The organism is Dokdonella sp., assembly GCF_051958935.1.
Taxonomy (GTDB): Bacteria; Pseudomonadota; Gammaproteobacteria; order Xanthomonadales; family Rhodanobacteraceae; genus Dokdonella_A.
On record NZ_JBQCFP010000081.1, the window covers coordinates 39,874 to 63,526 of the forward strand.

At 69.8% G+C, this 23,653-nt stretch carries 22 protein-coding genes and 1 pseudogene; 18 read left to right on the plus strand and 5 right to left on the minus strand.

Translation table 11 applies throughout. The annotated features are described in order from the left end of the window. The first annotated feature begins 20 nt into the window (after nt 1–20). The 10 genes from rpoE to recO all read left to right on the plus strand — a co-directional run bounded on the left by rpoE (nt 21) and on the right by recO (nt 9,459). Nucleotides 21–614: an RNA polymerase sigma factor RpoE gene (rpoE, locus tag ACTHK2_RS07320; protein WP_440245048.1), complete on the plus strand. Its 594-nt coding sequence runs from the start codon at nt 21–23 to the stop codon at nt 612–614. Beyond that, nucleotides 611–1,291 (plus strand): sigma-E factor negative regulatory protein, encoded by a 681-nt coding sequence (locus tag ACTHK2_RS07325; protein WP_440245049.1) that lies wholly within the window; start codon nt 611–613, stop codon nt 1,289–1,291. The genes rpoE and ACTHK2_RS07325 overlap by 4 nt, the downstream gene beginning before the upstream one ends. 49 nt (nt 1,292–1,340) lie before the next feature. Continuing rightward, nucleotides 1,341–2,285 carry a MucB/RseB C-terminal domain-containing protein gene (locus ACTHK2_RS07330; protein ID WP_440245050.1) on the plus strand — a complete coding sequence of 315 codons (945 nt, stop codon included), beginning with the start codon at nt 1,341–1,343 and terminating at the stop codon, nt 2,283–2,285. A 122-nt stretch (nt 2,286–2,407) separates the two neighbouring features. Then, nucleotides 2,408–3,847 (plus strand): DegQ family serine endoprotease, encoded by a 1,440-nt coding sequence (locus ACTHK2_RS07335; protein ID WP_440245051.1) that lies wholly within the window; start codon nt 2,408–2,410, stop codon nt 3,845–3,847. Between the two features lie 148 nt (nt 3,848–3,995). Continuing rightward, complete coding sequence (gene lepA, locus ACTHK2_RS07340; protein ID WP_440245052.1) at nt 3,996–5,786, plus strand: translation elongation factor 4; 1,791 nt, start codon at nt 3,996–3,998, stop codon at nt 5,784–5,786. Nucleotides 5,787–5,894: 108 nt separating this feature from the next. After that, nucleotides 5,895–6,728, plus strand: a complete 834-nt coding sequence (gene lepB, locus ACTHK2_RS07345; RefSeq protein WP_440245053.1) for a signal peptidase I — start codon at nt 5,895–5,897, stop codon at nt 6,726–6,728. Between the two features lie 49 nt (nt 6,729–6,777). After that, complete coding sequence (locus ACTHK2_RS07350; RefSeq protein ID WP_440245054.1) at nt 6,778–7,167, plus strand: DUF4845 domain-containing protein; 390 nt, start codon at nt 6,778–6,780, stop codon at nt 7,165–7,167. Beyond that, entirely contained in the window at nt 7,164–7,832 is a 669-nt protein-coding gene (gene rnc, locus ACTHK2_RS07355) for a ribonuclease III (RefSeq protein WP_440245055.1), read from the plus strand. Before ACTHK2_RS07350 ends, rnc begins: the two co-directional genes overlap by 4 nt. Continuing rightward, the gene (gene era, locus ACTHK2_RS07360) at nt 7,822–8,724 is read left to right on the plus strand and encodes a GTPase Era (RefSeq protein WP_440245056.1); all 903 of its coding nucleotides are present in this window, start codon (nt 7,822–7,824) and stop codon (nt 8,722–8,724) included. The genes rnc and era overlap by 11 nt, the downstream gene beginning before the upstream one ends. Nucleotides 8,725–8,739: 15 nt before the next feature. After that, entirely contained in the window at nt 8,740–9,459 is a 720-nt protein-coding gene (recO, locus tag ACTHK2_RS07365) for a DNA repair protein RecO (protein ID WP_440245057.1), read from the plus strand. On the opposite strand, the gene ACTHK2_RS07370 is transcribed toward recO, so the two are convergent. Continuing rightward, nucleotides 9,451–10,212: a response regulator gene (locus tag ACTHK2_RS07370; RefSeq protein ID WP_440245058.1), complete on the minus strand. Its 762-nt coding sequence runs from the start codon at nt 10,210–10,212 to the stop codon at nt 9,451–9,453. The genes recO and ACTHK2_RS07370 overlap by 9 nt on opposite strands. Before the next feature lie 41 nt (nt 10,213–10,253). Here ACTHK2_RS07370 and ACTHK2_RS07375 point away from each other — a divergent pair, with 41 nt between their 5' ends. From ACTHK2_RS07375 to ACTHK2_RS07410, 8 genes are all read left to right on the plus strand, one after another. After that, nucleotides 10,254–13,058, plus strand: coding sequence for a hypothetical protein (locus tag ACTHK2_RS07375; protein WP_440245059.1), 2,805 nt, complete (start codon nt 10,254–10,256; stop codon nt 13,056–13,058). 31 nt (nt 13,059–13,089) lie between these two features. Beyond that, nucleotides 13,090–13,692, plus strand: coding sequence for a YdbL family protein (locus tag ACTHK2_RS07380; protein WP_440245060.1), 603 nt, complete (start codon nt 13,090–13,092; stop codon nt 13,690–13,692). Nucleotides 13,693–13,753: 61 nt separating this feature from the next. Beyond that, nucleotides 13,754–15,055, plus strand: a complete 1,302-nt coding sequence (rlmD, locus tag ACTHK2_RS07385) for a 23S rRNA (uracil(1939)-C(5))-methyltransferase RlmD (protein WP_440245061.1) — start codon at nt 13,754–13,756, stop codon at nt 15,053–15,055. Nucleotides 15,056–15,209: 154 nt separating this feature from the next. Continuing rightward, a complete protein-coding gene (locus tag ACTHK2_RS07390) occupies nt 15,210–15,713 on the plus strand; it encodes a CYTH domain-containing protein (RefSeq protein ID WP_440245062.1) in 504 nt (167 codons plus the stop codon). Between the two features lie 14 nt (nt 15,714–15,727). Further along, the gene (gene nagZ / locus ACTHK2_RS07395; protein WP_440245063.1) at nt 15,728–16,744 is read left to right on the plus strand and encodes a beta-N-acetylhexosaminidase; all 1,017 of its coding nucleotides are present in this window, start codon (nt 15,728–15,730) and stop codon (nt 16,742–16,744) included. After that, nucleotides 16,741–17,283 (plus strand): hypoxanthine-guanine phosphoribosyltransferase, encoded by a 543-nt coding sequence (locus ACTHK2_RS07400; RefSeq protein ID WP_440245064.1) that lies wholly within the window; start codon nt 16,741–16,743, stop codon nt 17,281–17,283. The genes nagZ and ACTHK2_RS07400 overlap by 4 nt, the downstream gene beginning before the upstream one ends. Further along, a complete protein-coding gene (locus ACTHK2_RS07405; RefSeq protein ID WP_440245065.1) occupies nt 17,280–18,029 on the plus strand; it encodes an S-methyl-5'-thioinosine phosphorylase in 750 nt (249 codons plus the stop codon). The genes ACTHK2_RS07400 and ACTHK2_RS07405 overlap by 4 nt, the downstream gene beginning before the upstream one ends. Before the next feature lie 449 nt (nt 18,030–18,478). Continuing rightward, complete coding sequence (locus tag ACTHK2_RS07410; protein WP_131997747.1) at nt 18,479–18,685, plus strand: cold-shock protein; 207 nt, start codon at nt 18,479–18,481, stop codon at nt 18,683–18,685. A gap of 112 nt (nt 18,686–18,797) precedes the next feature. On the opposite strand, the gene ACTHK2_RS07415 is transcribed toward ACTHK2_RS07410, so the two are convergent. The 4 genes and pseudogenes from ACTHK2_RS07415 to ACTHK2_RS07430 all read right to left on the minus strand — a co-directional run. Beyond that, on the minus strand, nt 18,798–20,543 hold the full coding sequence (locus tag ACTHK2_RS07415; protein ID WP_440245066.1) for an O-linked N-acetylglucosamine transferase, SPINDLY family protein: 1,746 nt from the start codon (nt 20,541–20,543) through the stop codon (nt 18,798–18,800). Beyond that, the gene (locus ACTHK2_RS07420) at nt 20,543–22,309 is read right to left on the minus strand and encodes an ABC transporter transmembrane domain-containing protein (protein ID WP_440245067.1); all 1,767 of its coding nucleotides are present in this window, start codon (nt 22,307–22,309) and stop codon (nt 20,543–20,545) included. The genes ACTHK2_RS07415 and ACTHK2_RS07420 overlap by 1 nt, the downstream gene beginning before the upstream one ends. Before the next feature lie 52 nt (nt 22,310–22,361). After that, nucleotides 22,362–22,952, minus strand: coding sequence for an IMPACT family protein (locus ACTHK2_RS07425; protein WP_440245068.1), 591 nt, complete (start codon nt 22,950–22,952; stop codon nt 22,362–22,364). 36 nt (nt 22,953–22,988) lie between these two features. Further along, nucleotides 22,989–23,653 (minus strand): annotated as a pseudogene (locus ACTHK2_RS07430) (hypothetical protein); the annotation flags it as partial.

The window sequence follows — 23,653 nt, forward strand, 5'->3', positions numbered from 1 at the left end:
AAACAGGGAGAGAGGCCCGGATGGGCGAAAGCGACTTGGACCAGGCGCTCGTCGAACGCGTCCAGAATGGCGACAAACGCGCGTTCGATCTCCTGGTCAGGAAGTACCAGCACAAGCTGGTCAGCGTCATTTCCCGCTACGTCAACGACTGGAGCGAGTGCCAGGACGTCGCGCAGGAGGCGTTCGTGCGCGCGTACCGGGCGATCGGCTCGTTCCGCGGCGACGCCCAGTTCTACACCTGGATCTACCGCATCGCGATCAACACCGCCAAGAACTGGCTCGTTTCGCAGGGGCGGCGCCCGCCGACCGAGGACGTGGCGGTCGAGGATGCGGTGCAGTACGACGGCGCGGCGCGCCTGCACGAGTCGGCCACGCCGGAACGTGAACTCATGCGCCAGGAAATTGAACGAACCGTGTTCGCCACGGTCGAACAGTTGCCCGAAGAGCTGCGCACCGCGATCACGCTGCGCGAGGTCGACGGGTTGAGCTACGAGGAAATCGCCGAAGCGATGAATTGCCCGATCGGAACGGTCCGTTCGCGCATTTTCCGAGCCCGCGAGGCGATCGACGAGCAATTGCGTCCGTTGTTGTCCGAGGAAAACAGAACCTCATGAACGAGCACATCGACGAACAGCTGTCGGCCCTGATGGACGGGGAGCTGGAGCGCGACCAGACGCGCTTCCTGCTGCGCCGTGCATCCACCGACACCGCGCTGCCACTTCGCTGGGAGCGCTATCACATCGCGCGCCAGACCCTGCGCCGGCAAGAGGTCGTCGTGCTGCGCCAGGGGTTCGCCGACACGGTCATGGCGCGGCTCGAGTCCGAGACCACCGTGCATGCGCGCGGCGGCGGCGCTTGGCTGCGTTGGGGCGCGAGCGGCGCGATCGCGGCCTCGGTCGCCGTCGCTGCACTGGTCGTGACGCGCCCGGCACCGGTTCCGGGCGAGGCGCCCGCCGTCGCGTCCGCACGACCGGCCGCCGGCACGCTGGCCGGGCCGACGATCACCGCGGCACCGGCCGCGGCGAGTTCCGCGCCGGCGGTCACGGCGCTGCCCGACGTGCGCCCGCCGCTGTTGCTGCCGAATACGCCCGCCGACGTCTCGCCGGTGAGCTTCGGCGGTGAAGGCGGCCAGATCGTCGTGCTCGACCCGCGTTTGCAGTCGTACCTGGTGCGGCATTACCAGTCGGCCGGTGCGGGTGGTGCGTCGGGGTTCGTGCCGTACGTGCTGCTCGCGACACCGCAGAACCCCGAGGCCACGCAGCCGGGCGCGGCAGGTGCGCAGAACCGCTGAGACGTCGTTCCGGCGCGGATCACCGCGGCGCGCGAAGTCCGCTGCGCGCATGACGCCGCCCGGGTCGCTCCGGCTGCTCGTCCTCCTGTCGACAAGCATCGCCGCCGCCTGCACCGGGCACGCGGCCGAGCCGTCCGCATCCGACGCGCTGGCGCGCATGTACGGCGCGCTGCGCCAGCTCGATTACCAGGGGTCATTCGTCTATGCGCGCGGCGCCCAGTTCGACGCGCTGCGCATTTTCCATTCGGGCGGGGCGCTCGAGCGCGAGCGGCTGGTGGGTTTGAACGGCTCGCCGACGGAAGTCGTGCGCGACGGTGCCAGCGTGACCTGCCTGCAGGGCACCGCGCCGACGATGCTGTTCCGCGGCGCGGGCGGTCACCTGCTGCCGCTGCTGCCTGATTCACGCGGCGTCGCATCCACGCGCTTCTATGCCGTCACCGCCGCCGGCACCGATCGCGTCGCCGGCTACAGGGCGCGCCGCATCGACGTGGTTCCGCGCGATGGTTACCGCTACGGTTATCGCCTGTGGCTCGAGGACGACAGCGGCTTGCCACTTCGTGCCGCGGTCGTCGATGCGAACCACCGCGCCCTCGAGGAGTACATGTTCGTGACCCTCGACATCGGTGCCAAGCCGCGTGAAAGCGATCTTGCGGGCGCGGCCGGCGCGACCATCGCCGCACCCGCCGGAGAACCCGCGACCGGCGTGGCGCACTGGCGCGTCGCCGATGCGCCGCCGGGGTTCGCGCTCGCCCGCACGCATGCGGCCGACGGGGTGGAGCACCAGTTGTACAGCGACGGCGTGGCGAGCGTGTCGATCTACGTCGAGCCGACGGCGGGCGCGACCCGCGTGGCCGACCAGCGCCTCAGCCGTGGCATGCTCGGCATCTATTCGCACGCGCTCGGCAACGTGCGCGTCACCGCGATCGGCGATGTCCCGCGCATCACGCTCGAACGCATGGCGCGATCCCTGCAGCCGATCGCGCCGGCGGGCTGAAGCCGTGCTGAAAACCTCGTGCCCGGCGCGGAACTTTGCCGCGACGCGCGCGTCAATAGCGGAAATCGGCCGCCCGATGCCGGGCCGTGCCGGAACCGGATCTCCAGGAGGCTAGTGACACCATGACGATGACTTCAAGGAAGGAATGGCGCTCCCTGTCGCGCTGGGCGGCGGCGCCGCTGATCGTGTTCGCGTTCGCCGCGAACGTGCCGGCGGTGGAGTTGCCGGACTTCTCGGGCCTGGTCGAGCGCTACGGCCCGGCCGTGGTGAACGTGCAGGCGAGCGGCAACCCGGACGCGCAGTCGCAGGACCAGATCGACCAGCAGGACGTGCCGGAGATCTTCCGGCGTTTCTTTGGCCCGATGCCGCAACCGCGCGATCGCGGCATGCGCGTGTCGATGGGCTCGGGGTTCATCATTTCGCCGGACGGCTACGTCCTCACCAACAACCACGTCGTCGACGGCGCCGATGAAGTGACGGTGCGCCTGTCCGATCGGCGCGAACTCGACGCCAAGGTGGTCGGCACGGATGCGCAGTACGACATCGCGTTGCTCAAGCTCGAGGCGACGGGCCTGCCCGTGGTCAGCCTCGGCGATTCCAAGGCGGTCAAGGCCGGCCAGTGGGTCGTCGCGATCGGCTCGCCGTTCGGCTTCGACCATTCGGTGACCGCCGGCATCATCAGTGCGGTCGGCCGCCAGTTCGGTGGCGCCGATCAGCAGTACGTGCCGTTCATCCAGACCGACGTGCCGATCAACCGCGGCAACTCCGGCGGCCCGCTGTTCAATCTCAATGGCCAGGTCGTCGGCATCAATTCGCAGATCTTCTCGAACACGGGTGGCTTCATGGGCGTGTCGTTCGCGATCCCGATCGACATCGCGATGAACGCGGTCGAACAGATCAAGGCGACCGGCCGCGTCAGCCGCGGGATGATCGGCGTGCAGATCCAGAACGTCGACCGCGAGCAGGCCAAGGCGCTCGGCCTGCCGCGCAGCGGCGGTGCGCTCGTCAACAAGGTCACTCCGGGCAGCGCTGCCGACAAGGCCGGCGTGCAGGTCGGCGACGTCATCCTCGGATTCGCCGGGCACGAGATCGCGATGTCGGCCGACCTGCCGCCGCTGGTCGGGTCGAGCAAGCCGGGCAGCAAGGCGGACCTGTCGGTCTGGCGCGAAGGCAAGACCATCACGATCCCGGTCACGGTCGGCGAACTGCCGGCGGACAAGGACGCGCTCGCCGGCGCGCGCAGCACGGCGCCGGCGGCGGTCGCCGGCAACCCGCTCGGCATCGTCGTCGAAGAACTCACCGCCGACCAACGCAAGCAGCTCGGCATCACCGACGGTCAGGGCGTGGTCGTCACGCGCATCACCGGCACTGCAGCACGCCGCGCCGCGCTCGCGCCGGGCGACGTGATCCTCATGGTCGGCCGCAAGCCGGTCAAGTCGGTCGGCGACTTCAACGCGAGCCTCAAGGATGCCAAGCCCGGCGAGTCGGTCATGCTGCTCGTGCGTCGCGACGAGCAGACGCAGTTCCTCGCGCTGACGGTGCCCCCGGCCGGCAAGGGCTGAGCGCGCCCGGGACAGCTGCAACGAAGGACGGGGCCGCGCGGCCCCGTCCGTTCATCCGGGGACCGGCCTTCCGCGACGGGACGCGGAGGGTGACTTTCTGCGATAATCCGGCTCTTGTGCCGATCGCTCGCCCGCAGCCGCAATCCGAATGCAACACATCCGCAACTTCTCGATCATCGCCCACGTCGACCACGGCAAGTCCACGCTCGCCGACCGCATCATCCAGCTCTGCGGAGGCCTGACCGAGCGCGAGATGGAAGCGCAGGTGCTCGACAACAATCCGATCGAGCGCGAGCGCGGCATCACGATCAAGGCGCAGTCCGTGTCGCTACCGTACAAGGCGAAGGACGGCCATACCTACCAGCTCAACTTCATCGACACGCCGGGCCACGTCGACTTCAGCTACGAGGTCAGCCGCTCGCTCGCCGCGTGCGAAGGCGCGTTGCTCGTCGTCGACGCGGCGCAGGGCGTCGAGGCGCAGTCGGTCGCGAACTGCTACACCGCGGTCGAGATGGGGCTGGAAGTCGTGCCCGTGCTCAACAAGATCGACCTGCCGACCGCCGACATCGACAAGGTAAAGGAGGAGATCGAGGCCGTCATCGGCATCGATGCCACCGACGCGATCGCGATCAGCGCGAAGACCGGCCTCAATGTCGGTGACGTGCTCGAGGCGATCGTCGCGCGCATCCCGGCACCCAAGCCGCTCGGTACGGACCGCCTGCAGGCGCTCATCATCGATTCGTGGTTCGACAACTACCTCGGCGTGGTTTCGCTCGTGCGCGTGATGCAAGGCGAGATCCGGCCGGGCGACAGGCTCCTGGTGATGTCGACGGGGCGCGGCCACGAGGTCGACCAGGTCGGCGTGTTCACCCCCAAGCGGCTGGTCAAGGACGCGCTGCGCGCGGGCGAGGTCGGCTGGGTCACCGCGTCGATCAAGGACGTGCATGGCGCGCCCGTCGGCGACACGCTGACGCAGGCGGGCAAGCCGGCGGAAAAGCCGCTGCCGGGCTTCCGCGAGATGCAGCCGCGCGTGTTCGCCGGCCTGTTCCCGACCGCCGCGGACGACTATCCGAAGCTGCGCGAGGCGCTCGAAAAGCTCAAGCTCAACGATGCGGCGCTCCGCTTCGAACCGGAGAACTCCGAGGCGATGGGCTTCGGCTTCCGCTGCGGCTTCCTCGGCCTGCTGCACATGGAGATCATCCAGGAGCGGCTCGAGCGCGAGTACGACCTCGACCTCGTCACGACGGCCCCGACCGTGATCTACGAGGTGCTCAGGACCGACGGCACCATCCTGTCGCTCGACAATCCGGCGAAATTGCCCGCGACGCAGTACGTCGAGGAGATCCGTGAACCGATCATCGTCGCCAACATCCTCACGCCGCCCGACCACATCGGCAACGTGATCAAGCTGTGCGAGGAGAAGCGCGGCGTGCAGCGCTCGATCCACTACATGGCGAGCCAGGTGCAGATCAGCTACGAGCTGCCCCTGGCCGAGGTCGTGCTCGACTTCTTCGACAAGCTGAAGTCGGTGTCGCGCGGCTACGCGTCGATGGAATACCACTTCGAACGTTTCCAGGCCGGCCCGCTCGTACGCGTGGACGTGCTCATCAACGGCGACCGGGTCGATGCGTTGAGCCTGATCCTGCATCGCTCGAGCGCGGACCGCCGCGGCCGCGAGCTGGTCGAGAAGATGAAGGACCTGATCCCGCGCCAGCAGTTCGACGTGGCGATCCAGGCGGCGATCGGCGCGCAGATCATCGCCCGCTCGACGGTGAAGGCGCTGCGCAAGAACGTGCTCGCGAAATGCTACGGCGGCGACGTCACGCGCAAGCGCAAGCTGCTGGAGAAGCAGAAGGAAGGCAAGAAGCGCATGAAGCAGGTGGGCAGCGTGGAGATTCCGCAGGAAGCCTTCCTGGCCGTGCTGCAGATGGACAAATAGCCGGGAATGGGGAATGGGGAATCGGGAATCGGCAGAAGCGCGACCAGCACTTCCGTGATTCACGAATGAATCCCCATCCTGCTTCCCGTTTTCCGAAGGAAAACAATGATGGATTTCGATTTCGCATTGCTGCTCGTCGTGTTGACCGGCGTCACCGGCGTGGTCTGGCTGTTCGACTGGCTGCTGCTCGCGCGGCGCCGCGCCCATCGCGCCGAGGCGATCAAGGCGATGACGGCGCTCACCGAGGAAGAGCGCGAGGCGCGTGCGCGCACCGCGATGCAGGAATCGGTGCCGGTCGAGTACGCGCGCTCGTTCTTCCCCGTGCTGCTGGTGATCCTGCTGTTCCGCTCGTTCGTCGCCGAACCCTTCAAGATCCCGTCCGGCTCGATGATGCCGACGCTGCTGGTCGGCGACTTCATCCTCGTGAACAAGTTCGCATACGGCTTGCGCCTGCCGGTGTTGAATACCAAGATCCTCGACGTCGGCGAGCCCAAGCGCGGCGACGTGTTCGTGTTCCGCTATCCGCAGAACCCGAAGGAGGACTACATCAAGCGCGTGATCGGCCTGCCGGGCGACGAGATCACCTACCGCAACAAGGTGCTTTCGGTGAACGGCAAGCCGGTGGATGAAGTCGACCTCGGCGCCTACACGGGGCCGGCCGAGCCCGGTCACCGCATGGACGGGGCGCAGGTCAAGCGCGAGAATCTCGATGGCGTCGAGCATCGCATCCTGGAGCTGCCGCAGGCGTGGGGTGCGAAGGAGGGGACCTGGAAGGTACCGGCTGGACACTACTTCGCAATGGGCGACAATCGCGACAACAGCGCCGACAGCCGCTTCTGGGGGTTCGTTCCGGAGGCCAACCTCGTCGGCAGGGCATTCGTGATCTGGATGAACCTGGACGGCGGCATCGATTTCAGCCGGATCGGCACGGTCATCCACTGATTTTTTTCACAGGGGCGGCTGCACGGCCGCAGAACGGGGAGAGCGACACATGCACACGCGCAAGAAGGTCGAAGGCGTCACCCTGATCGGTTTCGTGATCCTGCTCATCGTCGCCGGCTTCTTCGCGTACATGGCGATGCGCCTGATCCCGATGTACGTCGAGTACTTTGGTGTGCTGAAGGCGCTGGACCAGCTGCGACAGGATCCGCGCTCCGCCACGATGGGGCTCACCGAAGTGCGTGCCGAGCTATCGCTCAAGTTCAACACGCAATACGTCGACGAGAACAGCGTGCCGCCGCAGGCGATTTCGCTGAAGAAGGAGGCCGGCGCCTCCACGGTACGCGTCAACTACGAGAAGCGCGTGCCGTTCATCTACAACATCGACCTGGTCGGCACGTTCGACAAATCGGTCAACCTGTCCGACGCCGGTGGTGAGTGAACGAAAGCGTTTTCGGACATCGGTTCACCGACGCCGGACTGTTGCGCCGCGCGTTGACGCATCGCAGCGCAGGACACGAGAACAATGAACGTCTCGAGTTCCTCGGCGATGCATTGCTCAACCTGTTCGTCGCCGAGCTCGTCTACGAGTTGCATCCGCGCGCGACCGAGGGTGAAATGACGCGCCTGCGTGCGGCGCTCGTCAACGGCGCCGCACTGGCCGAGATGGCACGCATCGAGGAGCTCGGCGACCGGCTCAATCTCGGCGCGGGCGAACTCAAGAGCGGTGGATTCCGCCGGGATTCGATCCTCGCCGACGCATTCGAGGCCGTCGTCGCCGCGATCTACCTGGATGCGGGATGGCAGGAGTGCCGCGACCACGTGCGCCGCTTGTTCACGGCCCGCGTGCAGGCGGGTGCGCACACGCCCAAGGATGCGAAGACCCGTCTGCAGGAGCTCCTGCAGGCACACAACCTGCCGTTGCCCGCGTACGAACTCGTCGCGGCGCACGGCGAGGACCACGCGCGCATGTTCGAGGTGAGCTGCGCGATCGGCGCGCTGGCGGTCCGCACCGGCGGCATCGCACCCAGCCGGCGTGCGGCCGAGCAGATCGCTGCCGAAGAGGCACTGCGACTGGCGCAGGCGAGGATCGATGATGAAACCTGACGTACCCGCGCACCGCTTCGGTCGCGTCGCGCTGATCGGCCGGCCGAACGTCGGCAAGTCGACCCTGCTCAATGCGATCCTCGGCACCAAGCTGAGCATCGTCACGCCGAAGCCGCAGACGACGCGCCATCGCATCCTTGGCGTCGAGACGCGCGAGGATGCACAGATCGTGTTCATCGACACGCCCGGCCTGCACAACGACGGCAAGCGCGCGCTGAACCGGCAGCTCAACCGCGTCGCGCGCCAGGTGCCGGAAGAAGCCGACCTGCTCGTGCACGTGATCGACGGCGTGCGCTGGCGCGAGGAGGACGAAGCGGTCTGGCAGCTCGTGTCCAGACAGTCGGCACCGTGCCTGCTCGTCGTCAACAAGGTCGACAAGCTCGCCGACAAGAAGGCCTTGCTGCCGTTCGCGGCCGAGGTCACGCGCGAGCGCGGCTATGCGGCAGTGCATTTCCTCGCTGCGCGACGCGGCGACGGCGTGCCGGCCCTGCTCGACGAGATCGTCGCGCTGCTGCCGGAAGGTCCGGCCGAACTACCGGCGGACGAGTTCACCGACCGCAGCGAGCGCTTCCTCGCCGCCGAACTCGTGCGCGAACAGCTCATGCTGCAACTGGCTGCGGAGCTCCCGTACGCGGCCGCCGTCGAGATCGAGCGCTTCGAGGACACGCCCGGCCTGACCCGGGTCGGTGCCGTGATCTGGGTCGAGCGCGACGGCCAGAAGGGCATCGTCATCGGTGCCGGCGGTGCGCAGCTGAAGAAGATCGGCAGCGCGGCCCGGCGGGCGATGGAGCGCGTGTTCGATCGCAAGGTTTTCCTCGAAGTCTGGGTGCGCGTGCGCCTATCGTGGAGCGACGACGCCGCGGCGCTCAAGCAGTTCGGCTACAGCGAGTAGCCGCCGCCACCGCGGATGCGCGTCGACCAGCAGCCGGGCTACATCCTGCACGCGCGGCCCTATCGCGAGACGTCGCTGTTGCTCGACGTGTTCACCCGCGACCACGGCCGTGTCGGCCTCGTCGCCCGCGGCGTCAGACGTGAACGCAGTCGCCTGTCGCGCGGCGTGCTGCAGCCGCTGCAGCCGCTGTTGCTCGACTGGGTCGCCCGCGGCGAGCTCGGCACGCTGATCGCGGCCGAGGTCGCCAGCGCGCCGTTCGCGTTCGACGGCGAGACCCTGTTCTCGGCGATGTATCTCAACGAACTCGTGCAGCGCCTGTGCGCTCGCAACGACGCACATCCGCTCGCGTTCGTCGCGTATGCGCAATGCCTCGCCCGCCTCGCCAACGCCGAACCCGCGGGCTGGACGTTGCGCCGCTTCGAGCGCGAACTGCTCGCCGACCTCGGCTACGCGCTCGTGCTCGATCGTGACGCCGCGGGCGAACCGCTGCTGCCGCAACAGGACTACGCCTACGATCCGGAAGCGGGCGCACGCAGCGCGAACATCGACGCGCGCGCGCCGCGCGTTTCCGGCGCGGCGTTGCTCGCGTTCGGCGCCGACCGCATGCCGGATGCGACGCAGCAGGCGCAACTGCGACGGCTCATGCGCAGCGTGATCCGCCACCATCTGGGCGGCGAGCTCAACGCATGGACATGGGCACGTCCCGCCGTGCCGCGGACGACGGATTCAGCCTGAGAGACGTTCGCGGGCACGATCGCACGCGGCGAGGAAATCGGCCATGCCCGCGCCCGGCCAGTCCTCGTCGCCGAGGCGGCCACGCAGGCGCGCCGATGCGGCGACGAGCGCCGGCACTCCGCAGAATCCGGCCGACGCATCGAGTCGGTGCAGCCGCTCGAGCAGGGCCGGACGGTCGTCGCGCGCGGCCATCGCGGCGACCTCGGCGGGCAGTGCCTCGAGTTCGGTGACGAGGAGACCGCGCAGGGCGGCGACAATCGCCTGATCGCCGCCCGCCGCGCGCCGGGCCTGCTCGTCGTCGAGCGCGTCATCGTCGGCGCGATCCTCGTCGGCACGATCTTCGACGCGTGCCGCGCGCGCAGGCCTTTCGTGCACGGCGAACGCCGCAGTGCGCAGGTGACTCGCAACGGCCGCGCGCAGCGCGTCGATGGACAGTGGTTTGGGCAGCACCGCAGCGAAGCCGTGCTCGCGCAATGCGGCGGTGGTCCCGGCACTGTCGTCGGCGGTCGTCGCCAGGGCGATCGCATGCCGTGACGGGCCGCTGTCGGCGCGGATGCGCGCCAGTGCCGCCGCGCCGTCGAGGCCCGGCATGCGCGCGTCGAGCAGCAACAGGTCGAATGCCCGTTCCTTCGCGAGCCGGACCGCGGCCGGCCCGTCGTCCGCCTCGGCGACCTCGACGCCGGCGTCGGCGAGTGCGTCGGCGAGGAAACGCAGGCTCAGCGGATTGTCGTCGGCGACGAGGATGCGCGGCACGGGGCTGGTAAGGCGGTGGCGATGAGGCAGAATGGCCGGCGATGCGCCGCCCGTCAACGCAGGTCCTGCTGATTTCGCTGCTCGCCGCGCCAGGCATGCCCGCGGCGGCACGCAGCGTGTCCGTCGAACTGGCGCGCGCGGTGGATCGGCATGTGGAAGCGCGCGGGATCCGCCTGGATCTCACGCCGGCCGCAGCGGGCGATGCGTTGACATTGGTCGTGGACGACCTGCGCAGCGCCACGCTCGGCCTGGAAGGACGTCTCGAATGGTCGTGCACGCTGCGGCGCGGCGGCGACGGGGTCAGCGCATGCGAAGGTCCCGTGATCCTCCATGGCAGGCAGGGCGATGCACGGGCCGAGCTGCACGTGCGCGTGAACCGTGCGCAGGCCGAACTCGCCCTGTCGCAGCAGCAGCGCGGTGTCGCACTCGTTGTGCCGTTCGGCGGCGACATCGTGGCGATCGCGCGCATCGAACGCGTGCCGGCCGAATGGCTGCGTGCACCGCTCGCCATCGCATGGCAGGGCGGCGAAGTGCGCTCGGGCACGTTCGACGCACAGGTTCGGCTGCGCAGCGACGGCAGCGCCGAGGCGACCTGCGCGGCGGAAGACGTCCGCTTCAATACGTCCGATGGCAGCGTCGCCGGCGACGGTCTCGCGCTGCACGGCACGCTCACGGCCGGCGCGAGCGCGCAGGCACGCCACGTCGCGGCGACCCTGCAGGCCGAAGGCGGCACGTTGAAGGTGGGTACCCTGCGCGTCCGGTTGCCCGCGACACCGGTCGACGCCGCGCTAAACGCGCGCATCGGCGACGACGGCCGCTGGGCGGTCGATCGCTTCGGCTGGCGCGATCCCGATGCGCTCGAAGTCGAGGCGCGCGGCGAGTTCGAGCCGGCCGCGACGGCGCCGCTGCGTGCGCTCGCGGTGACCACCGCCAAGCTCGTTTTCCCCGCCGCGAAGCAGCGCTATGCGGCCGACCTGTTCGCCGCGTACGGGCTCGCCGGCCTGGAGCTCGACGGCCGCGTGACCGGCACTGTCGAAGTCGATGCCGGCGGCGTGCGCCAGCTCACGATCGCGACCGACGCGCTCGGTGTGCGCGACCCGGCCCATGCCCTCGACATCGACGGCCTCTCCGGCGGCATCGACTGGCGCGCGCAGGGCGACGGCGTGCCGACGCCGCTTGCGTGGCGCCGGGCGAACATCGCTGGCGTGGCGCTCGGATCCACGCGGTCGACCTGGCAGGCCCGCGACGGTGTACTCGTGCAGGCCGGATCGCTGCATACGAAGCTGTTCGGCGGCACGCTGGAACTCGAACGCACCCGGTTGCGACCGTTCGCCGACGCGGGCGAGCGCATCCGCACGCACGCGCGGGTGGACGGCCTCGGCTACGAGAATGCCGCCGGCACGCTCGCCGCCGCGCAGGTTTCCGGCGAGGGCGAACTCTCCATTGCTCTCGATGCGGGCGAGCCGCGCATCCGGCTCGACGCACGGATGCGCAGTGGCGAGATCCTTGCCGGCGCCTTCTACGCGAAACTGCCGGACAAACCGGTTGTCGTCGCAGCCGATCTCGCCGCGCGCGCGGATCGCTGGCAACTCGATCGGTTCGAATGGAACGATCCCGACGTGCTTGACTTTGCCGCGAGCGGCACCTTCGCGCCGGGTGCTGCCGCGCCGGTGCAGGCCGTGCGGCTGGAGCTGCGCGAAGCCCGGCTGGGACCGGCGCTGCGACGTTACGCGCAGAGCTGGCTCGCGACGCGCGGCTATGCCGAGCTCGCCGCGGAAGGCCGCGTGCAAGGGGCGCTCGAACTCCACGCGGGCCAGCTCCGGCGATTCGCCGTCGCGGTCGACGGCGCGTCGTTGCGCGACGGCGCCGGGCGCTTTGCATTCGATGGGATCGATGGCGCGATCGACTGGGACGTCGCGGCGGACCGACCCGCGACCACGTTCGGCTGGCGGTCGGTGGAGATCTTCCGCCTGCCGCTCGGCAGCGCGCATGCGGAGCTCGCGTCCCACGCGGGGGTGCTCACGCTTCGCCAACCGCTCGCGGTCGACGTGCTCGGCGGGCAGGTGCGGCTCGAACGCTTCACCGCGCAGCCGCGCTCGCCGCGTGGCGAGCGCTACGCCGGTTCGTTCGCGCTCGGTGGCATCGACATGGCGCGCCTGTCGGAGCTGTTCGGCTGGCCGCGCTTCCCGGGCAAGCTGTCCGGCGGCATTCCGGAAATCGAATTCGCGGGCGATCGCATCGAATTCCGCGGTGGCCTCGACCTGTACGCGTTCGACGGCCATTTGGGCCTCAGCGGCCTCGCGCTCGAACGGCCGTTCGGCATTGCGCCGTCGCTGTCGGCCGATGCGCATTTCGAAAAGCTCGATCTCGAGCAGGTCACCCGCGCATTCTCGTTCGGCGGAATGAGCGGGCGGCTGTTCGGCACGATTGGCGGCGTGCGCCTCGTCGACTGGAGCCCGGTCGCGTTCGATGCGTGGCTGCGCACGGACGGCGGCGGCCGCATGAGTTACAAGGCGGTCAACGACCTCACCGCGATCGGTGGCGGTGGCGGCCTGTCGGCGAACCTGCAGACGATGGCGCTGAAGCTGTTCGACACCTTCGGCTACCGCCGGCTCGGCATCCGCTGCATCCTGCGCGACGACGTCTGCGCGATGGGCGGCATCGAGCCGATTCCGGCGGGCGTCGTCGCGGGCGGCACCGGCGCATCGACCGACGGCTACACTATCGTCGAAGGATCGGGCCTGCCGCGCATCACGATCGTCGGCCATCGCCGCCGCGTCGACTGGCCGACGCTCGTGCGACGGCTCATCGACGCGACGCGCGGCAGCGGCCCGGTCATCGAATGATCGCGGGCATCCGCATACGGGAGAACCATCGATGCGCCACCTCCTCAGCTGGTCCGTCCTCGCCGCCGCGCTCGCGCTGCCGGCGGCGTGCGTCACGATCAACGTCTATTTTCCCGAGGCCGCCGCGCAGAAGGCCGCCGAGCAGTTCGTCGACAAGGTGATCGGCCCGGCCGCGGAACAGGCGCAGCCGCCGGCCCAGCCACCCGGCGAGCCGTCACCGGGCCGCTCCCCCGGCGCGATGCTGCTCGACCTCGTCGTGCCGAGTGCGTACGCACAAAGCGCGGACATCACGATCCAGACGCCGCAGATCCAGGCGATCCAGGCACGCATGCGCCAGCGCTTTTCCTCCGTGCTGGCGAAATACTGCGCGAGCGGCGCGGTCGGCTTCACACGCGATGGCCTCGTCGCCGTGCGCGACGCCGCCAGCGTGCCCTTGGCGGAACGCGCCGCGCTCAATGCGGCGGTGGCTGACGAGAACCGCGACCGCCAAGCGGTCTATCGCGAGATCGCGCTCGCCAACGGTCACGCCGAGTGGGAAGCGCAGATCCGCGACACGTTCGCCCGGCAGTGGATCCAGCAGGCGCGCCCGGGCTGGTATTATCAGGACTCTTCCGGCGTCTGGAAGCAGAAGTAGCCGGCGCCGCCCGCCGCTTTTCCCGCGCCCGCCTCGACGGCGGGCGCTTCGTTTGGATCCCATGCAGAACCAGAACCACGAAGTCGACATCATCGATCTTTCGCACGACGGCCGCGGCGTAGCCCGCATCGACGGCAAGACCGTGTTCGTCGCCGGCGCGCTGCCGGGCGAACGCGTGCGCCTGGGGCGCGTGCAGCGCCATCGCAACTACGACGAGGCGAAGGTCGAGGAGATCCTCGTGCGCTCGCCGCAGCGGATCGAGCCGCGCTGCGCGCATTTCGGCCACTGCAGCGGCTGCAGTCTGCAGCACCTGCCGCCCGAGGCGCAGATCGCCGCGAAGCAGCACGTGCTGGTGGAGAACTTCGAACGCATCGGCAAGGTCGCGCCCGATCGCTGGCTCGAGCCGCTCACCGGCGACCCGTGGGGTTATCGCCGCAAGGGCCGCCTCTCGGTCAAATGGGTCGCGAAGAAGGACAAGGCGCTGGTCGGTTTCCGCGAGGACAATCCGCGCTTCGTCGCCGACCTTGCACGCTGCCATACCTTGTTGCCCGAGGTCGGCGAGCGGCTCGCCGAACTCGGCGCGCTGGTCGGCTCGCTCGATGCCCGCGCGGAGATCGCTCAGATCGAGATCGCCGCGGGTGACGACACGGTCGCATTGACGTTCCGCAACCTGCGGCCCCTGTCGGATGGCGACCGCGCCGCGCTCGTCGCGTTCGGCCAGCATCACGCCCTCGCGATCCTGTTGCAGCCGGGGGGACCGGACAGTGTCGTGCCGCTGTGGCCCGAGCACGTGCCGCTGTCGTTCCGCATCCCCGCGTCCGACATCGACATTGCCTTTCGCCCGCTCGATTTCATCCAGGTCAACGCGGGCATGAACCAGCGCATGATCGCGCGTGCGCTCGAACTGCTCGACCTGCGTGCGGACGATCGCGTGCTGGACCTCTTCTGCGGCCTCGGCAACTTCACCCTGCCGATCGCGCGCGTCGCGGGCGAGGTGGTGGGTGTCGAGGGCGAGGCGGCGCTCGTCGCCCGTTCGCGCGAGAACGCCGCCCGCAACGGCATCGCCAATGCGGAGTTCCATGCGGCCGATCTCGCCGCCGACCAGCGCGGCACCGCCTGGGCGCAGGCGCGCTACGACAAGCTGCTGCTCGACCCGCCACGCTCGGGCGCGGCCGCCGTGCTCGAATACCTGCCGCGCAAGGGCACCGACCGCGTCGTTTATGTCTCCTGCCACCCCGGGTCGCTCGCGCGCGACGCCGGCACGCTCGTCACGCAACACGGCTACCGACTCGTCGCCGCGGGCGTGATGGACATGTTCCCGCACACCGCCCACGTCGAATCGATCGCCCTGTTCGAGCGTTGAGCGGAGGTCGAATCGATCGCCCTGTTCGAGCGTTGAGCGGAGCCGGCGAAGAGCAGGAGCTTTCGATACGAAGGACACGAAGCGGAGCGCAAGAAAGACTTTTTTTCTTTCCTTCATGTCCTTCGTGTTTCAATCCTTCCTTTGGTCTCGAACCATGCCAATCGAAATCGAACGGAAATTCCTCCTCTCCGGCGATGCCTGGCGCGACGAGGTTTCGCACAGCGAGCCGATGGAGCAGGGTTATCTCGCCGGTCCTCCGGCCGCGCGTTGCTCGGTGCGCGTGCGCCTAGCCGGCGTGCGCGCCTTCCTCAACATCAAGTCGGCGACCGCGGGCGTGCAGCGCGACGAGTACGAGTACGCGATCCCGTTCCACGATGCGCGGCGCATGCTCGCGACGCTCGCGGGTGACGTCGTCGCGAAGGTGCGCCATCATGTCGAGGTCGAGGGCCATCTATTCGAGATCGACGAGTTCGCCGGTGCCAACGCGGGGCTCGTCGTCGCGGAGATCGAACTCGCGGCGGTCGATGCACCGTTCCCGCGGCCGGCCTGGCTCGGCCGAGAGGTGAGCCATCTCGAGCGCTACTACAACCTGCGCCTCGCGACGCACCCGTATGCGTGCTGGAGCGAGACCGAACGCAACGCCGGCGACGCGGCCTGATACGATCCACGCCCATGCTCATCATCGGACTTCCCGGCAAGACCCTCACCGACGCGGACCGGCGCCAGCTCGCCGCGCCGCAGGTCAGCGGCGTGATCCTCTTCTCGCGCAATTTCGAGAGCCGCGACCAGGTCGTCGACCTCATCGACGACATCCGCGCCGAGCGCCCCGAACCTTTCCTCGTCTGCGTCGACCAGGAAGGTGGCCCGGTGCAGCGCTTCCGCGAGGGCTTCACGCACCTGCCGGCGCTCGCGCGCATCGGCGAGCTGTACGAGCGCGACGCGCACGCGGCGATCCGCGCGGCCGAAGAACACGCCTGGGTGATGGCGAGCGAGATGCGCGCGATCGGGGTGGACCTGAGTTTCGCGCCCGTCGTCGATCTTGCGCGCGGCAACCGCGCCGTCGGCGAGCGTGCCTTCCATGCGGACCCGCACGTCGCTTCCGAACTCGCGCAGGCGTACCTGCGCGGCATGCGGCTCGCCGGGATGGCGGCAACGATCAAGCATTTTCCCGGCCACGGCACGGTCGCCGAGGACACGCATTTCGATGCGGCGGTCGATCCGCGCCCGCTCGAGGAACTGCTCGCGACGGACCTCGTGCCGTTCGCCGACGCGATCGCGAGCGGTGCCGAAGCCGTGATGATGGCGCATGTGACGTACCCCGCGGTCGATGCGCGCGCGGCGGGCTATTCCCGCGCGTGGATCGAGGACGTGCTGCGCGGTGAACTCGGTTTTCGCGGCTGCGTGATCGGCGACGACATCGGCATGGCCGCGGCGGAGCAGGTCGGCAGCATCGCCGCGCGCATCGAGGCGCACCTGCTCGCCGGTTGCGACCTGCTGCTCGCCTGCAGCCCGGCCATCGTCGACGAATCGATCGCGGCGAGCGCGCACGCCACGCCATGCGACCCCGAATGCGTCGCCGCGTTGCAAGGCGCGGTCGCGCAGACCTGGGATGCGCTGGTGGCCAACCCGCAACGCGACGCCTTCATTGCGCGCCTCGACCAGCTCGATGACGCACGGACCACGCCATGAGCACAGCCGACCTCGCCGACGTGCTCGTGCGCGCCGATCTCGTCCACGACCGCGCGACGCTCGCCGCGGCGATCGAACGCGTCGGTGCGCAAATCGATGCCGAACTCGCCGGCGCGCCCGCGGTCTTCCTCACCGTCATGCAAGGCGCGCTGCCGTTCGCGGGCCAGCTCGCGACCGCGATGCGCGCGCCGCTCGTGTTCGACTACGTGCACGCGACGCGCTATCGCGGCGCCACCAGCGGCGGCGCGCTGATGTGGATCAAGCAGCCGTCGATTTCGCTCGCTGGCAGGACCGTGCTGCTCGTCGACGACATCCTCGACGAGGGCCATACGCTGAAGGCGATCCGTGATTTCTGCGTCGAGCAGGGCGCCGCGCGCGTGCTGCTCGCCGTGCTCTGCGAGAAGCGCCACGGCCGCGGTGCCGGGCTGCGCGCCGATTTCGTCGGCGTCGAGGTGCCCGACCGTTACGTGTTCGGCTACGGCATGGATTACCACGAACAGGGCCGAAACCTCGCGGCGATCTACGCGGTGGATGCATGAACCGGCACATCGACCTCGCGCTGATCGGCGGTACCGGCCTGTACCGTTTCCCGGGCCTCGAAGCGGCCGAACGCCATGCGGTCGACACACCGTACGGCCATCCGTCCGACAGCGTCGTCGTCGGTCGGCTCGGCGACCAGCGCATCGCATTCCTCGCGCGCCACGGCGAATCGCACACGATTCCGCCGCACCGCGTGAACTATCGCGCCAACGTCTGGGCGCTGCACCATCTTGGCGCCCGGCGCGTGATCGGCGTGAACGCGGTCGGCGGCATCCGCCCCGACATGGGGCCGCGCGTGGTCGTGCTGCCCGACCAGATCATCGACTACACGAGCGAGCGCCTGACGAGTTTCTGCGACGTCGCCGGTGCCGAGGTCAGGCACATCGATTTCAGCGAGCCGTACACGGCCACCCTGCGACGCGACCTGCTCGCCGCAGCCGCACGCGCCGGCGTCGCGATCGTCGACGGCGGTTGCTATGGCGCGACGCAGGGGCCGCGCCTCGAGACACGCGCGGAAATCGCACGCATGCGCCGTGATGGCTGCGATCTCGTCGGCATGACCGGCATGCCGGAAGCCGCGCTCGCGCGCGAGCTCGAACTCGACTACGCGTGCATCGCGCTCGTCGCGAACTGGGCGGCCGGCTGCGGCGACGAAGCCGAGATCAGCCTGCCGGAAATCTTCGCCAACCTCGAAGCCGCCACGGCCGCGGTGCCGCGCATCGTGACCGCGCTGCTCGGCACCTGACGCGGGCACCGCAGGGCGGGACGCGAGCCGCGCGTGCCGCCGCGGCGCCAAGAGCAAAGCGCAAGCTGTTCGCCGCCGTGCGCCCCAGGCCACCGCGTCCCCCGGCGGGACTCGCGCGGCGCGCTCGACCCGCCTACGCCCCGACGCTCTGCCTCGATGTCGTGTAGGGCGGGACGCGCAGCGCGTGCCGCCGCGGCGCCGGGAGCAAAGCGCAAGATCGGAACCCGAGGCACACCGCGGAAGAAAGAAAAAGCTCTTCCTCGGTGTACTCGGTGTGCTTCGTGTTGCAGGCTTTTAGCAGTCTCCTTCCCGCCCAGGGACCGTCCGGACTTGCGCACCGCAACTTGATTCGATCCGTTAAGCAATTGTTATACTCGAAGCGCATCCGTGCGCCGGGCAGGGGAGCGCGGCGCGCCATCGGGGTGCGTTCCAGACAGCGAGAGGCATCAATGCTTACCGGTACAGTGAAGTGGTTCAACGACGCGAAGGGCTTCGGGTTCATCGCGCCCGAGGACGGCGGGGAGGACGTGTTCGTTCACTACTCGGCCATCAATTCGCAGGGTTTTCGCACGTTGCAGCAGGGGCAGCGCGTGAACTTCGAGATCGTGCAGGGCCCCAAGGGCTCGCAGGCCTCGGGCGTGCAGCCGGTCAAGTAATACCGGGGCATGCGACGGAGCCCCGCAGCGCGGGGCTCCGCTTTTGCGACCGGCACCCCGTTCGCAGCGCGGCGACGGGCAGCGAGTCGCCCATCCTCGATGGTGTGCTGCCTTACTTGTGGCCAGCGATGCGCAGCCACTGCGCATCCAGCATCCGTGCGAACTCGTCGGCATGGGTGCGTGCGTCGCAAAGCGACACCACTACGCGCTGGCGCAGCGCCGCCCGCTCATTGCGTAGTGCATCGATCCCGGCCGCGGCATGCACGGCACGGGCGATGTAGCCTTCGACATCGGCGGCGATCCAGTCCGCCATGCCGAGTCGATGCAGCAGGCTCGCGCTCTGCCGGCCGACGTAGGCATGGCCTTCGAGCGTGACGACAGGGCAGCCCATCCAGAGTGCGTCGCAACTCGTCGTGCAACCGGAAAACGGAAACGGGTCGAGCGCGATGTCGACGCCGCGGTACGCCTCGAGCAGTTCGCGATAGGGCAGCGCGCCGCCCAGCTCGAGGCGGTTCGCATCGATGCCGCGCGCAGCGAAGCGCGCCGCAACGTGCGCACGCGTCGCGGCTTCGCCGAGATGCCGCGCACGCAGCACGAGGCGCGAGCCCGGGCAGCCGTGGAGGACCTGCGCCCATGCATCGAGCACGCGGTCGTTGAGCTTGGCGAGGCGGTTGAACGAGGCGAAAGCGACGGCACCATCGCCGCTGCGCGTCACCTCCACCGCTTCGTCCGGTGGCGTGTAGCAGAATCGCCCCGAAGGAAGCAGCGCGATCGTCTCGTCGAAGTGGCCGGCGCAACCTTCCGGCGTCAGCCAGGGGTCGCCGACGAACACGTCGATGGCCGCGGTCCCGGTCGTGTCGAACCAGTCGAGGAAGGTCAGCTGCAACGGGGCGACGCGCCGCGCGAGTACGCGCAGTCGATTGGCGGTCGAATGTCCCGAGAGATCGACGAGCACGTCGAGCTGCAACGCGCGCAGGCGCCGCCACAGGGATTCGTCGTCGAGGCCGCTCGCATCGACGTACCTGTCGCCGTCGCGCAGCATCGATCGTGCGGTGCGTGCATCCGCAGCAGTGAGATCGACGAGCAGATGTTCGTGGCGCTCGCGGTCGAACGCGCGCAGCAGCCCGGAGAGGAACGTCGCCACCGGGCCTGCACCGAGGCGCGGCGACGCCCAGCCGATGCGCAGGCGCCGCCCGGGGGCATCGGCGCGCGGCACGATCGCGTCGGGCGCCGGCAGGAAGCGTCGTGCGTAGCCGCGGATCGCCGCGGACGTCGCGGCGGCGTGGAGCGCGGGGTCGTAGTGCATGAGCACGAGTCGGCGTGCGGCATGTTCGCCGTCGTCGTCGCTGGCGGAGAGGCTGCGATACGCGGCGAGTCCCGCTTCGACGTCGCCCCGATCGACCAGGGCCGTCGCGGCGATCGCCCGCGGTACGGGGTCGGCAGGACGCAACGCGCTCGCCTGCGTGCTCCAGTACAGCGCGGCGCTCGGGCAACCCAGCGCGTGCAGCGAGGCGGCCAGCGCGAGCACCGCTTCGTAGTCGGCCGGGTCCTGCCGCACGACCGCTTCGAGCAGTGCCGCGCGCTCGCGCCACGCGCCAGCGTCGGCGAAATCGGCGACGACGGCGTAGAGGACTTCGCGATCGGCGATCAGCGCGGGATGCGCGGCGACGGCGAGGGCGGCGTCGCGTCCGCCGGCGCGCAAGTGGCAACGTGCGAGCAACTGGCGCAGCGCCGCCTCCTGCGGGTGTTCGCGCAGCAACGATTGAAGGCGGTCGATCGCGGCGCGCAGCTCGCCGTGATCGGCGAGTGCGGCGGCCTCGCGCACGCGTTGGCCGAACGGCGCGTCGTCCGAAGCCATCAGGCGGCGAACTGCAGCCGCGCGAGTTCGGCGTAAAGGCCGCCCGCGCGCACGAGTTCCGCGTGCGTCCCTTGCGCGACGATGCGCCCGCCGTCCATGACGACGATGCGGTCGGCCCGCTGCACGGTCGCGAGGCGATGCGCGATCACCAAGGTCGTACGTCCGGCTTCGAGCCGTTCGATCGCCTGCTGCACGAGGTGCTCGGACTGCGCGTCGAGGCTGGACGTCGCCTCGTCGAGCAACAGCACGGGCGCGTCGCGCAGCAGCGCGCGCGCGATCGCGATGCGTTGCTGCTGGCCGCCGGACAGGCGCACGCCGCGCTCGCCGAGGTAGGTTTCATAGGCTTCGGGCAGGTCCGCGATGAAGTCGTGTGCCTCGGCCGATCGCGCGGCGGCGACGACATCGTCCCGGCCGGCGCCGGCCCGGCCGAAGCCGATGTTGTCGGCCGCGCTCGCGCCGAACAGGACCGGATCCTGCGGCACGAGCGCGACGCTGCCACGCAGCTCCGGCAGTGCGAGCGCGCGCAGGTCCACGCCATCGAGCGTGATGCGCCCGCTGCCGGGATCATGGAAGCGCAGCAGCAGCTGGAACACCGTGGTCTTCCCTGCGCCCGACGGACCGACCAGCGCGATCGTCTGGCCCGGCTGCACGTCGAGCGTGAAGTCGTGAAGTGCCGGGCGATCGGGTCGCGACGGGTAATGGAATTCGACGTGCTCGAAGCGGATCGCGCCACGCACGGGCCGCGCGAGCGGCGTGGCCGTTACCGGCGAGACGATGCCCGCGCGCGCATCGAGCAGGTCGCCGATCCGTCCGAGCGCACCGGCGGCGCGCAGCACCTGGCCCCAGACTTCACTCAGTGCGCCGACCGAGCCCGCGGCGAACACCGCGTAGAGCACGAACTGGCTGAGCACGCCCGGCGCCATCGTGCCGGCCATTACCGCCTTGGCACCGGCCCACAGCACGAGCGTGATCGCGCCGAACACGAGCAGGATCACCATCGCGGTGAGACTGCCGGTCATCGCGATGCGCCGCCGCGCGACGTCGAGCGCGCGGCGGATCGCTTCCGCGTAGCGCCGCGATTCCTCCGGCTCGCGCGTGTAGGCCTGCACGGTGTGCACCGCGTTCAGCGCTTCACTCGCGGTCGCCGAAGCATCGGCGATGCGGTCCTGGCTCTCGCGCGAGAGCTTCGCGACGCGCCGGCCGAACACGACGATCGGCAGCACGACCGCCGGGATCACCAGCACGGTGAAGCCGGCGAGGCGAGGGCTCGTCCAGATCATCGCGGCGGCGCCACCGATCAGGGTCACGATGCTGCGCAGCGCGACCGACAGGGTGGACCCGACGACCGTCTGCACGAGTTCGGTGTCGGCGGCGAGGCGCGAGACGAGTTCGCCCGTACGCGTGCTCTCGTAGAACGCCTGGTCGAGCGTGAGCAGGTGGTCGTAGAGGCGCCGGCGCAGGTCTGCGGCGACGCGCTCGCCGAGTAGGGTCACGAAGAAGAAGCGTGCCGCGGTCGCGATCGCGAGCACCGCGGCGACCGCGAACAGGCCGAGGAAGCTCGCATTGATCGCGGCCGCGTTCGCCTGCGTGAAGCCGTGGTCGATCATCACGCGCACGGCCTGTGGCAGCGCGAGGGTCGCGCTCGACGACAGCGCAAGGAAACCGAGCCAGCCGGCGAGCAGGCCGCGGTAGGGCCGCAGGTACGGCAGCAGGCGCACGAGCGAGCGGAGCTTGCGCGGCGAGTCGGTGGCAGGCTGGTCGGTCATCGCGCGTCGGGCTACGGGGGATCGGAACGAGGTGCGGGCAGCCGGGACGCGTTCAAGCGCGCTCGAACAGGCCGCGCCCACGCGTGAGGTCGCGCACGAAGGCGGCGAGCGCGTCGATGCGTTCGGCCGGCAGCTCGACGTCGAGCTCGATGCCTTCGGCGTCGGCGCGCTCGGCGCGTTTGGCCGCATCGAAGTCGCGCAGGCGCGCGTGCAACAGCGGCACGGCCGCGTAATCGCAGCGGATGCGCGCGCGGCACAGGTCGACGAGCGGACGGTGCTCGGCGCGCCGCAGGCATTCGGCGGCGCAGCCGCCGTACGCGCGCACGAGGCCGCCGATGCCGAGCTTGATGCCGCCGAACCAGCGCGTGACGACCACGGCGACGCGGTCGAGCGCCTGTCCGTCGATCGCCATGAGGAGCGGCTTGCCCGCACTGCCGCCCGGCTCGCCATCGTCGTTGAAGCGGTAGTTGGCGCCGATGCGCCAGGCCCAGCAGTTGTGCGTGGCCGCGGCGTCGCCGACGCGCGCGAAGAACGCGGCCGCCGCCTCCGGCGTGTCGACCGGCGCGGCGCGCGCGAGGAAGCGGCTCTTCTTGATCTCCTGCTGCAGTTCCGCTTCGGCGCGCAGGGTTGACGTGGCACTCATCGAGGCGAGTGTAACGCGCGCGGAATCACGCCCGCGTCAGTCGAGCAGCGCGCGCAGCTCGTCCGGCAGCGGGCGCTCCGGATGGGCGGCATGGAACAGGCGCAGGCTGTCGGTCGCCTGCTGGCGCCGGCCCTGGTGCAGCAACTGGCGGATGTGCGCGAGCCAGTCGTCCGGCGCGAGCTGCATGTCGCGTCGCAGTTCGAACGAACTGGTGGGCGGCGTCGATACGCCGCGCGCACGCGCGGCCTTGCCCCCGGATCGTTCCTTCGCCACTGCGCCGGCCGCATCGGCGGCGACCGGCGCGCTGGCGGTTTCGGCTTCCTCGCGCTGCGCCTCGGCCGGAAAGGCGTCCGGCGCTGCGGCCGCTGCGGCCGGAGGCGGCGGTGGCGCAGGCTGGGTGACGCGCGCTGGGCTCTGTTCCTTCGCCCGCGCCTCGGTCTTGCGTGGCATGGGTTTGGCCGCGGCGGGCGGAGCTGGCGGCGCCGTGGCAGGCGCGGCGCCGCCGACCGGCTCCTGCGCCGACGGTTGCACGCGCTTTGCCGCGGGCTCGCTGAGCGGCTGCACGGGGACGTAGTTCTGGCTGCGCTGCGGCGCCGCCGGGGTGCTCTGCACGGGCAGTTCGCCCTGCGCTTCACGGCGCAGTGCATCCTGGCCGACGTGCCAGGCGATGCCGGCGGCGAGCACGACGCCCGCGGCGGAGC

Coding starts and splice junctions, on each gene's coding strand:
- rpoE (WP_440245048.1), top strand. CDS start 21: ATGGGCGAAAGCGACTTGGACCAGGCGCTCGTCGAACGCGTCCAGAAT.
- ACTHK2_RS07325 (WP_440245049.1), top strand. CDS start 611: ATGAACGAGCACATCGACGAACAGCTGTCGGCCCTGATGGACGGGGAG.
- ACTHK2_RS07330 (WP_440245050.1), top strand. CDS start 1,341: ATGACGCCGCCCGGGTCGCTCCGGCTGCTCGTCCTCCTGTCGACAAGC.
- ACTHK2_RS07335 (WP_440245051.1), top strand. CDS start 2,408: ATGACGATGACTTCAAGGAAGGAATGGCGCTCCCTGTCGCGCTGGGCG.
- lepA (WP_440245052.1), top strand. CDS start 3,996: ATGCAACACATCCGCAACTTCTCGATCATCGCCCACGTCGACCACGGC.
- lepB (WP_440245053.1), top strand. CDS start 5,895: ATGGATTTCGATTTCGCATTGCTGCTCGTCGTGTTGACCGGCGTCACC.
- ACTHK2_RS07350 (WP_440245054.1), top strand. CDS start 6,778: ATGCACACGCGCAAGAAGGTCGAAGGCGTCACCCTGATCGGTTTCGTG.
- era (WP_440245056.1), top strand. CDS start 7,822: ATGAAACCTGACGTACCCGCGCACCGCTTCGGTCGCGTCGCGCTGATC.
- recO (WP_440245057.1), top strand. CDS start 8,740: ATGCGCGTCGACCAGCAGCCGGGCTACATCCTGCACGCGCGGCCCTAT.
- ACTHK2_RS07375 (WP_440245059.1), top strand. CDS start 10,254: ATGCGCCGCCCGTCAACGCAGGTCCTGCTGATTTCGCTGCTCGCCGCG.
- ACTHK2_RS07380 (WP_440245060.1), top strand. CDS start 13,090: ATGCGCCACCTCCTCAGCTGGTCCGTCCTCGCCGCCGCGCTCGCGCTG.
- rlmD (WP_440245061.1), top strand. CDS start 13,754: ATGCAGAACCAGAACCACGAAGTCGACATCATCGATCTTTCGCACGAC.
- ACTHK2_RS07390 (WP_440245062.1), top strand. CDS start 15,210: ATGCCAATCGAAATCGAACGGAAATTCCTCCTCTCCGGCGATGCCTGG.
- nagZ (WP_440245063.1), top strand. CDS start 15,728: ATGCTCATCATCGGACTTCCCGGCAAGACCCTCACCGACGCGGACCGG.
- ACTHK2_RS07400 (WP_440245064.1), top strand. CDS start 16,741: ATGAGCACAGCCGACCTCGCCGACGTGCTCGTGCGCGCCGATCTCGTC.
- ACTHK2_RS07405 (WP_440245065.1), top strand. CDS start 17,280: ATGAACCGGCACATCGACCTCGCGCTGATCGGCGGTACCGGCCTGTAC.
- ACTHK2_RS07410 (WP_131997747.1), top strand. CDS start 18,479: ATGCTTACCGGTACAGTGAAGTGGTTCAACGACGCGAAGGGCTTCGGG.
- ACTHK2_RS07415 (WP_440245066.1), bottom strand. CDS start 20,543: ATGGCTTCGGACGACGCGCCGTTCGGCCAACGCGTGCGCGAGGCCGCC.
- ACTHK2_RS07420 (WP_440245067.1), bottom strand. CDS start 22,309: ATGACCGACCAGCCTGCCACCGACTCGCCGCGCAAGCTCCGCTCGCTC.
- ACTHK2_RS07425 (WP_440245068.1), bottom strand. CDS start 22,952: ATGAGTGCCACGTCAACCCTGCGCGCCGAAGCGGAACTGCAGCAGGAG.